This is a genomic window from Pseudoalteromonas sp. PSi26 (assembly GCF_054960575.1).
Genome location: NZ_JBHNYT010000004.1, coordinates 268108 through 277483, shown reverse-complemented (window position 1 = coordinate 277483; position 9376 = coordinate 268108). Strand labels below are relative to the sequence as shown.

General features: G+C 38.7%; 9 protein-coding genes. 4 read left to right on the top strand and 5 right to left on the bottom strand.

All coding sequences use genetic code 11. The features are described from left to right. Positions 1–34 precede the first annotated feature (34 nt). Entirely contained in the window at positions 35–1336 is a 1302-nt protein-coding gene (locus ACFI34_RS06550) for a DEAD/DEAH box helicase (RefSeq protein ID WP_462672872.1), read from the bottom strand. Positions 1337–1632: 296 nt separating this feature from the next. Here ACFI34_RS06550 and ACFI34_RS06545 point away from each other — a divergent pair, with 296 nt between their 5' ends. Then, on the top strand, positions 1633–2094 hold the full coding sequence (locus ACFI34_RS06545; protein WP_462672871.1) for a DUF3015 family protein: 462 nt from the start codon (positions 1633–1635) through the stop codon (positions 2092–2094). Between the two features lie 61 nt (positions 2095–2155). Further along, complete coding sequence (locus ACFI34_RS06540; RefSeq protein ID WP_462672870.1) at positions 2156–3976, top strand: Lnb N-terminal periplasmic domain-containing protein; 1821 nt, start codon at positions 2156–2158, stop codon at positions 3974–3976. A gap of 52 nt (positions 3977–4028) precedes the next feature. Here the strand turns inward: ACFI34_RS06540 and dapA are convergent, their stop codons facing one another. After that, positions 4029–4946 carry a 4-hydroxy-tetrahydrodipicolinate synthase gene (gene dapA, locus ACFI34_RS06535; RefSeq protein WP_462672869.1) on the bottom strand — a complete coding sequence of 306 codons (918 nt, stop codon included), beginning with the start codon at positions 4944–4946 and terminating at the stop codon, positions 4029–4031. A 172-nt stretch (positions 4947–5118) separates the two neighbouring features. Here dapA and ACFI34_RS06530 point away from each other — a divergent pair, with 172 nt between their 5' ends. Next, positions 5119–5772 carry a DUF6058 family natural product biosynthesis protein gene (locus ACFI34_RS06530; protein ID WP_462672868.1) on the top strand — a complete coding sequence of 218 codons (654 nt, stop codon included), beginning with the start codon at positions 5119–5121 and terminating at the stop codon, positions 5770–5772. Positions 5773–5870: 98 nt separating this feature from the next. On the opposite strand, the gene ACFI34_RS06525 is transcribed toward ACFI34_RS06530, so the two are convergent. The 3 genes from ACFI34_RS06525 to ACFI34_RS06515 all read right to left on the bottom strand — a co-directional run bounded on the left by ACFI34_RS06525 (position 5871) and on the right by ACFI34_RS06515 (position 8357). Continuing rightward, the gene (locus tag ACFI34_RS06525) at positions 5871–6158 is read right to left on the bottom strand and encodes a putative quinol monooxygenase (RefSeq protein ID WP_462672867.1); all 288 of its coding nucleotides are present in this window, start codon (positions 6156–6158) and stop codon (positions 5871–5873) included. Between the two features lie 65 nt (positions 6159–6223). Further along, positions 6224–7039, bottom strand: coding sequence for a 2,5-didehydrogluconate reductase DkgB (gene dkgB / locus ACFI34_RS06520; protein ID WP_462672866.1), 816 nt, complete (start codon positions 7037–7039; stop codon positions 6224–6226). A 145-nt stretch (positions 7040–7184) separates the two neighbouring features. After that, a complete protein-coding gene (locus ACFI34_RS06515) occupies positions 7185–8357 on the bottom strand; it encodes an MFS transporter (RefSeq protein WP_462672865.1) in 1173 nt (390 codons plus the stop codon). Positions 8358–8472: 115 nt separating this feature from the next. On the opposite strand from ACFI34_RS06515, the gene ACFI34_RS06510 reads away from it, so the two are divergent. After that, entirely contained in the window at positions 8473–9360 is an 888-nt protein-coding gene (locus ACFI34_RS06510) for a LysR family transcriptional regulator (protein WP_462672864.1), read from the top strand. Positions 9361–9376 lie beyond the last annotated feature (16 nt).

The following is a 9376-nucleotide window of genomic DNA, read 5'->3' as shown; positions in this document are numbered from 1 at the left end:
AAACTCAGGTTTTTATTAATTCTTATATTCGCTGTTATTTCTTAAGTGACAGCTTTGCACCTTTTAAGCTTTTACGCACTTTAGATATACGCGAACGGTTTACTGCGCGAGCTTCACCCGTTGCCTGTCCTGATAGTTTATTAGAACGAGTACGGCGTAAATGAGCGGGTTTTTTACCTATTTTATCAATAAGTACTTCACGGTTACTTACTTCATAACCTTCGAGGTAAACACGCTTAATTTTTTGACCAATTAATGTTTCTATTTCAAATAGTGTATTTTCTTCTTCACGGCTTACAAACGATATTGCTTGGCCTTGATTACCAGCACGGCCTGTACGACCAATACGGTGAACGTAATCTTCAGCAAGCCATGGTAAATCAATATTAATTACACGGGGTAATCCATCAATATCAATACCACGTGCAGCAACTTCAGTGGCCACTAGCACACGTACCTTACCTTCTTTAAATTCACGTAAAGCTCGGCGTCGGTTACCTTGTGATTTATCGCCATGGCAAACTGTTGCAGGAATACCATCAAGGTTTAGTTCTTTAACTAGCTCATCCGCGGTGTCTTTCATATTTACAAACACAAGCACTTGCTGCCAGTTCTTTTTACCAATCAGCTCAGATAGAAGCTCTTGTTTGCGGCGCTCTTCCACTGGGTATACAACGTGCTGTACAGTAGATGCGGTACTGTTAGTTTGGTCAACACGCACAATTTCAGGTTGCTTAAGTACTTTAGAAGCAAATTGTTTAATAGCTGCAGGGAATGTAGCAGAAAACAATAAAATTTGACGATCATCTGCACAGCTTTTAATCACAGTTTGCATGTCTGTGATAAAGCCCATATCAAGCATGCGGTCAGCTTCATCTAATACTAAGTGCTTTACATTTGCTAAGCTTAAGTTACCTAGGCGAATATGATCTAATAAACGGCCCGGAGTTGCGACTACAATATCAACACCTGCTTTTAATGCGTTTTCTTGGCCTGTAGTATTCACCCCACCAAATAAACTCACTACTTTTAGCGAGGTATGCTTTGCATACTCTTTGCAGTTATTGGCTATTTGCTCTGCTAATTCGCGTGTAGGCGCTAATACCAGTGCATTAGGTGCGTTGGTTGTACTTAAGTCTGACTCAATTAATTTTTGAATAACAGGTAAAGCAAACGCGGCAGTTTTGCCGGTACCAGTTTGTGCACTGGCTAAAACGTCTTTACCTTTACGAACAGCTGGAATAGCTGCGCGCTGAATGGGCGTAAGAGTGTGATAGTTAAGTTCGTCTAATGCCTGGATGATTTCAGGTGCGAAACTAAAAGATTTAAAATTCATGCTGTATAACCTACGGCCACATTATCAAGGGTCGCAAATTATACAGCAAAAATGAGCCAACAGTTAGTTTTAAACAATATTACTATTTAAATATTTTGTTTTATTAAAATTGCTTACCAATAAATCAATAGTTTCTCTCACAAAGTGTTCAGAGCCTCACTTATCGAAAATATTTACCCCATAAAATTTACAAAATATACTTATTATTAATTTTTTAAAACGGGTTATTGCTCTTAAGCTTTCTTATGTATAGAATTCAAGCCCCATTTAAGGGACATTTAAATAAGGATTTAATAATGATAAAAAGATGTTTAACTGCAGCAGTATTAGCAAGTGCTTTCGTAGTAACCCCAGCGCAAGCAGATGTTAACCCATGGCAACAATGTGGTATCGGTGCAATGGTTTTTCCTGATAACGGCACAGCCGCTGCTATCTCAAATGTTATTTGGGATTTAGGAACAACCGCTGTTTCTTCAAATGTTTCATCTGTAGAAAGCTGTAAAGGTGCAAACGTTAAAACTGCACAATTTATCCAACAAACATTCCCAATCCTAGAGCAAGAAATTGCCCAAGGTGAAGGCGAGTACATCTCAGCAATGCTAAATGTACGTGAGTGTGATAGCTCAGCTCATTCTCAAATGATCTCAACGATACGTAATGATTTTGCTCAAACATCTGTAAACGATGCTCAGGCTCTTTACACACTTGTTGAAAGCAATATTGCTAGCCAGTTCTCAGCTAACTGTTCTGCAATATAATATATAAAAGGGCTAATTTTAGCCCTTTTAGCCTTTTCTACCCCAAGCCCGTTGGGTATTTATGAAAATTTATTCTTTTTTAATTTTTATCTTTTTTATTGCTTCGTTTAATCTTCAAGCATCTGCAACATTAAATCAATTAGCTCAACATCCCACGTGGTTAAGTTTAGGCCATTACAAAAAACCAGCGTTTAATGAAAGCTATATTACAAACACATCATTTTTTATATCTTCTCGCGGAGCAACAAGCCCTTTTGAAGAGCTAAAAGCGACAGTGCAAAGCTTTAACAAAGACCCACTAACACAATGTAAATATCCTGCACGATACAGCTGGCTACAAAAACAAGGGTTAATATTTACGCAGCCTAGGTCCTCCTGTATTGAACTAGAACAATGGCGAGATGCGCAACCAATACATTCTATAAGCCTAATATTTGCATCTGGTTATATGAGTAATCCGGCATCACTTTATGGGCATTTGTTGTTAAAACTAAATCGGTCATCGGCCAAAAATAATAAATTACTCGATTACAGCATAAATTATGGTGCTCATGTACCGGATAACGAAAATGGTCTAGTTTATATAACAAAAGGCTTGTTTGGCGGTTATAAAGCAGGGTTTTCGGATCAATTGTTTTACCGTCATCAACATAATTACGGTGAAATAGAACTCAGAGATCTTTGGGAATATAAGCTTGCCTTAAAAAATGACGATACAAAGTTTATTGCTAATCATTTATGGGAAATACTCGGTGCGCAATTCGATTACTATTTTGCTGATGAAAACTGCGCGTTTCATATTGCGCAACTAATAGAGCTTGTTATAGGAAAGCAGTTAACAAATAACAGCTCGCCGTGGATGATCCCTACAACTGTTTTTTCAAAGTTAAATCAGGCCACTTATAACAATAAAAAGCTGGTTCAAGAGGTACGCTTTACGCCATCTCGAAGTACTGTTTTTATTGAGTATATGAAAAAGCTGACTGGCAACGAATCAACCATTGCAGAGCAAATATACAAAACACCTGATTTTCTTGAGAAAAATGATTTCACCTCACTCAGCATAAAAAGTAAAAAGCGAATTATTGAAACATTATTTGAGCTAGTCCAATTACAGCAAATAAAAAAACACAATATTGACCATATTAAAAGCTTAAAAAAAGCACTTATTAAAACGCGTTTAACGCTCCCAATTGGCAATGAAGTGCACGTTTCATCATATACCCAGCAAGCGCCTCACAAAGGGCAAAAACCATCAAATATGTCTGTTTCTTCAACCCAGGTAAACAAACAACAAAACTTTGGTTTGGGATTTAGACTCAGTTATTTTGACTCTTTAGCGTCAGATGTTGCACGCATTGCGTTTTCCAATTTAGAAATGGTTGATACTGAAGTCTCTATCTTAAACTCTAATTTGTATCTAGATAAACTGCACTTACTGGATTTAGAGTCATTTTCACCAGCCTATGTTAAATGGCCAAAAGAGAATAACCTTTCATGGAAGGTCAATGCTGGTTTTGAAAGGCAGAATACACTTTGCCAAAGCTGCACAAACACGTTTGTAATGGGTGGAATAGGTAAATCTTATCTGACCAATAATAATAAAACCCTGATCTTTACGCTTGCTAACGGGTATATTGGAGATCTTGCTGCTACAGACAATATTTATGATGCATCGTTAGAGCTAGGTCTAATAACAACACTATACTCAGATATTAAATTAAGAGCTTCTCACGAACAATTTATATTAGGAAATGATGATAAGTCATCAACCCAAGCTGAAATATCAATTCCTATAAATCAAAATTTTGACATTCGCGTTAGTTACAAACATTCAAACCTAACAAGCTGGAAACTTAAATTAAATTATTACTGGCAATAAAAAAGGCCAAAAGTGAAATTATTTACGCTTCACTTTTAGCCTCATACCTTAATTAAGAGAGAGTTAATACTTCATCGCTGTTAAGTAAACTAGCCTTGCCACCCACTACATCGGCTTCATTTAACTTATTAATAAGTGGCAACCCTATTTGTTGCTGCTCATCACTCAGTGGCAAATACGGTAATCTAAATACGGGATTTACTGCACCTGTCATCATCATTGCGGTGTTTATTGCAATCGGATTTGGCTCGCAGAATAGCCAGTTCATTAAAGGTTGTAATGCGGTATTTAACGCATCATTTTTAGTATCCATTAACTGGCGGAACAACCCTGGTATAAGATTAGATGTGACCGATATAACACCGTGTGCATTGTGTGTGTGGCGTGCATCGTGTGCTTCGTCATCGTTACCTGACCAACACGCAATGCCCTGCTGCTCGTAATGGGCAATACGCTCGTTACCACCACATTCTTTTACACCAATTAAATTAGGGTGTTTTGCTAATGGCTCAATAATATCCGGGGTTAAATCTTGCCCTGTGCGCCCTGCTACGTTGTAAATAAACGCAGGGCCAATATCCAGTACACGTTTAAAGTGCTCGTTAACACCAGCAATAGAGGTGCGGCCATAATATGGGTTAATTTGCAGCGCGGCATGCATACCACTTGCAAAGCCATACTTAGTGGCTTTAATAGCTTCGCGGGTATTATTGCTACCTGTATTCCCTACAATTAACAGCTTATCGCCATACTTGCTTGCACTGTGCGCAATAAGCATTAAATGCTCTTCCCAGTTCATTAACTGGCCTTCGCCGGTTGTACCACCAACCACAATACCATCTACACCCGCTGCAATTTGTATTTCAACGAGTTCATCGTACTTTGCTAGGTCTATTTCACCATTCGCTAAATAGGGGGTTTTAATGGCGGTAATTAAGCTTGCTTGTTTAATTTGTTCTAGGGTGCGCATAAAAATTCATTATTTATAAAACTTGCGCTATTTGTAACATACTTGCACACATTTTTGCAGGCCTAAGCCAATAATAAACGTAAAATGGCTTGTGTTATTTAGTTTGATAATACAAAATACAAACACTGTACATTTAAACAGTATTTGTATTTTTAACTTTAAGCGAGCCTTTATGCGTTTATCTGACTACTTAGCCACTCATTTTTATACCACCGATGAGCTTTGCCATGCTTTAAATATTGACGCCGAGCAACTAGATACATGGCAGCAGCAAAGTATTTTTCCGAAACCAAGTTATTGTATAAAAAGCCAGTTAAGTTGCAGCTCGTATTCTGGTTTGTATGAATGTGAAGAGTACGATGATTATTACCCGCGAGGTTGTGTAAATTGGGGGCAAGGGCTAATAAAACAAAAAATTGAATCCTCAAGCAATGCCTTTAATTATTTTGCACAGCAGTACACAGCAAGCCTGAGTAAACTTGCTCAGCAAGGCTTTAATTTTAATGAAGAATTATTTGGCTGCGAAATAGACGAGCATTTACAGCAAGTGTGGCAACAGTTTTTATGCAGCAAATACGGTGTACTGACACAAAACGGGTTAATTGACGAAATAGTATGTGTGGATATAGGCCGCTTGCTGGTAGACGATATTACTGAATTGCGCACTAAAGGGAGTTTAAGCCAGCAAGAGCGCACGCAGCTTCACCCCGCGATGAAGTTACTCAATAAAGCATTAGGCCACGGCGCCGATCACGAAAAACAACACACATTACGTGCCCGTTACATAGACGCGCTTATTTTAAAGTACGATTTATCGATTAAATAAAAAAGGCTGAGATTTATACCAGGTTGGTATTTAAAATACTGAGTAACACAAATGGTGATGTATTTTTAAATTGCCACTGTATTTTACTACTATTTTTACTAGCCAATGGTGTTGTACACGTCAATATTACTGTTTGTTAGAAGCCCAGTAACTTGTGTTCCAAAAGCTTTAAAATGAGGCTCGTTTTTGTGCGATTCAAAATGCTCATCTGATACCCACTGCTCACTTACTAAATAGGTCGTTTGCTGCGCATCACTTTTTACCGATAGCTCATAACGTAGACAGCCTACTTCTTGACGTGAATACTTTTGCAGATTTTCGAGTGCGGTTAATACTACATCTGCATCAATATTTTTGCTCGCTATAGTGGCAATTACCGTTAACATACGGAGTCCTTTTAAAAAAATAAAGGTGCAGCTTTGCTACACCTAATGTTGTTTTGCGTATTTTATTACTGATCCCACTGCGGCGCAAAATCAGGCGTTGCTTGGCGGTCGCCACAATCAAGTGCATCAATACGGGCAATGTCTTCATCGTCTAACTTAACATGGTCGTTAAAGTTATCTTCCAAGTTTTTACGCTTAGTTGACGATGGAATGGTGGTCATGCCATTGGCGTTTACCCATGCAATTACAATTTGCGCAGGTGAAGCGTTATGCTTATTCGCTATATCAAGAATCGTTTCATCTTTTAGTACTTTACCGACCACAAACGGCATATAAGCCGTTACGTGTATACCGTGCTGAGCACAAAAAGCGCGTAGCTTAGTATTGGTTAAATACGGATGTACCTCAACTTGGTTAGTAAATATTTCACGCGAATCTAGCGTTTGCATTGCTTCGTTTAAGTTTGCAATAGTGAAATTAGACACGCCAATATGTTTTGTTAAACCAAGCTGTTTAGCTTTTAAAAGCTCAGTTAGGTACTCACTCATTGGCTCATCGTTTGATGGCGCAGGCCAATGAATAAGCAATAAATCAACAGAGTCTACTTGCAGCTTTTCTAAAGACTTTTCTACGCTTGCAATAAAATCAGTTTTATTGAGTTTGTTATTCCACACTTTAGTGGTTAAAAATATTTCGCTACGCGGGATGTTGCTGTCTTTTATGGCTTGGCCTACTTGCTCTTCGTTACCATAAATTTGCGCTGTGTCTATATGGCGAAACCCGACATCTAACGCCATTTTTACTGAATTGTAGGCGGTGTCGCCTTCTAAACGGAATGTTCCCATACCTAAATCTGGCATTTCAATTACACGTTGTGTCATGGCTCTATCCTTATAAGTTGGTTTAAAATACAGCTATTGAATAGCCTTAAAAAATACACCTTTTACTTTCTCAAAAAATAACCTCACAGTAGCTATGAGGTTATAAAAATGCGTTTCAAGGGCTTAATGATACAAAGTTTACACTTTATGCTCGCTGAATTTCCCGCTTATCAAGCATGCCACTGTAACGGGTTACAATTAATGCTAAAGCGGATATTGCTGCGCCAATCCAAGCGGTATCTTGAAGCGACATGCCCTCCACTACACTACCACCAATAATTGAGCCCAGTGCTATACCAATATTAAACGCTGCTATGTTTAAGCCCGATGCAACATCTACCGCATTAGGAGTATGCTTTTGCGCCTGCTTTACGACATAAAGCTGTAAGCCCGGTACGTTACCAAACGCAAATGCACCCCATATTAAAATAGTTAGTATTGCGGCTACTTTTGATTCCATGGTAAAGGTAAAAGCCAATAAAATAATTGTTAACGCGCTAAATATAATACTCAGTGCGCTAATGGGGCCGCGTTTATCCGCCAATTTTCCACCCCAAATATTGCCTACCGCTACAGATGCACCATAAACCAGCATAATTAAACCAATAGCTGAGGGGGCAAAGCCAGTTTCTTGCTCTAGAATCGGCGCTAAATAAGTAAATGCTGTAAACGTGCCGCCATAACCTAAAATAGTCATTAGATATACGAGCAATAAGCGCGGTTTAACAATAACCTGAAGCTGTTCTTTAAAGGTTGCAGGGATAGACTGCTTCAAGTTTTTAGGTACCAAAATAGCGCTTCCTAGCAAAGCAATTAAGCCCAACACTGATACCACTAAAAATGTAGCACGCCAACCAAAGTGTTGGCCAATCCACGTTCCTAATGGCACTCCTGTTACAAGTGCAACGGTAAGGCCTGTAAACATAATTGCAATAGCACTGGCTTCTTTATCTTTACTTACTAAGCTTGTGGCAATCATAGAACCAATTGAGAAAAACACCCCATGGGCTAAGCCTGTTAAAATACGCGCAAGTATTAATGTTTCATAACTTGGCGCTTGCCATGCTAATAAGTTCCCCAGCACAAATAAGCCCATTAGGCTTATTAATACAATTTTACGGTTCCATCGCCCAGTTAATGCTGTTAACACGGGCGCGCCAATAGCCACACCTACTGCATACAAACTCACTAACAAACCTGCTGACGGCAAGCTCACACCTAAGTCGTTCGCAATGGTAGGCACTAAGCCTACTATTACAAACTCGGTTGTTCCTATTGCAAATGCGCTTAAGGTAAGCGCCCACAAAGCCAATGGCATAATTTTATCCTCATTATTTATTAAGGCGTGTAGTTTGACTAAAAATGTGTTTGCAAAAAATAGCATTAGTGACAAAATACTTTTGTAATAAATGCAAAAGTAAGGTTGTTAAAATATGGCTCAGCATGCAAAAACTGAAGACTTAGAAATGTTTTTAACGGTAGTAGATAGCGGGAGTTTTTCAGCAGCCGCTAATTTGCTTGATCAGCAAGTAGCAAAAGTGTCGCGTGCCGTGTCTCGTCTTGAAAATACGTTACAATGTACGTTACTAAATAGGACCACCCGTCGATTAGAGCTAACCGAAGAGGGCCATACCTTTATCAAATATGCTCGTGATGGCTTAAACACCTTACAAACTGGCGAAGAGGCAATTAAACTATTAAAACAGTTGCCTAGTGGTAAGTTACGTATTGATGCAGCAAGTCCTTTTGTACTGCACCAATTGGTACCTTTGATTGCTGAGTTTAATATGCAATACCCCCACATTACGCTTGATATAACCTCCCACGACAGCATTATTGATTTGCTAGAACATAAAACTGACTTAGCTATACGTATTGGTGATTTAAAAGATTCAAACCTGTATGCAAAAAAGTTGGGGGCCAGTAAATTGCATTTGGTCGCAAGCCCTGAGTATTTGAAAAACGCACCTGAACTTAGTCAAGCAAGCGATTTAAGCCAACATAAACTTATCGGTTTTACCGACTCACCCACGCTCAACAACTGGCCTCTTGATATACCTTCAAAGCTTTCATTTGCAATCACAGCAAGCAGCGGCGAAACAATTAGACAACTATGTATAGCAAACCAAGGCGTTGCATTACTTTCGCATTTTATGATTGGAAACGATTTAAAAGCTGGCAGGTTAGTCAATGTTTTACCAAATAGTATTAAAACACCAAACCACCGAGAAGATATACAAGCCGTTTATTACAAAAACAGTGCGGTGTCGTCTCGCATTGTTGCATTTTTAGATTTTATAAAACCAAAGCTTGCATTATAAGTGACCTTTTTACGCT

Coding starts and splice junctions, on each gene's coding strand:
- ACFI34_RS06510 (WP_462672864.1), top strand. CDS start 8,473: ATGGCTCAGCATGCAAAAACTGAAGACTTAGAAATGTTTTTAACGGTA.
- ACFI34_RS06550 (WP_462672872.1), bottom strand. CDS start 1,336: ATGAATTTTAAATCTTTTAGTTTCGCACCTGAAATCATCCAGGCATTA.
- ACFI34_RS06525 (WP_462672867.1), bottom strand. CDS start 6,158: ATGTTAACGGTAATTGCCACTATAGCGAGCAAAAATATTGATGCAGAT.
- ACFI34_RS06530 (WP_462672868.1), top strand. CDS start 5,119: ATGCGTTTATCTGACTACTTAGCCACTCATTTTTATACCACCGATGAG.
- ACFI34_RS06540 (WP_462672870.1), top strand. CDS start 2,156: ATGAAAATTTATTCTTTTTTAATTTTTATCTTTTTTATTGCTTCGTTT.
- dkgB (WP_462672866.1), bottom strand. CDS start 7,039: ATGACACAACGTGTAATTGAAATGCCAGATTTAGGTATGGGAACATTC.
- ACFI34_RS06545 (WP_462672871.1), top strand. CDS start 1,633: ATGATAAAAAGATGTTTAACTGCAGCAGTATTAGCAAGTGCTTTCGTA.
- ACFI34_RS06515 (WP_462672865.1), bottom strand. CDS start 8,357: ATGCCATTGGCTTTGTGGGCGCTTACCTTAAGCGCATTTGCAATAGGA.
- dapA (WP_462672869.1), bottom strand. CDS start 4,946: ATGCGCACCCTAGAACAAATTAAACAAGCAAGCTTAATTACCGCCATT.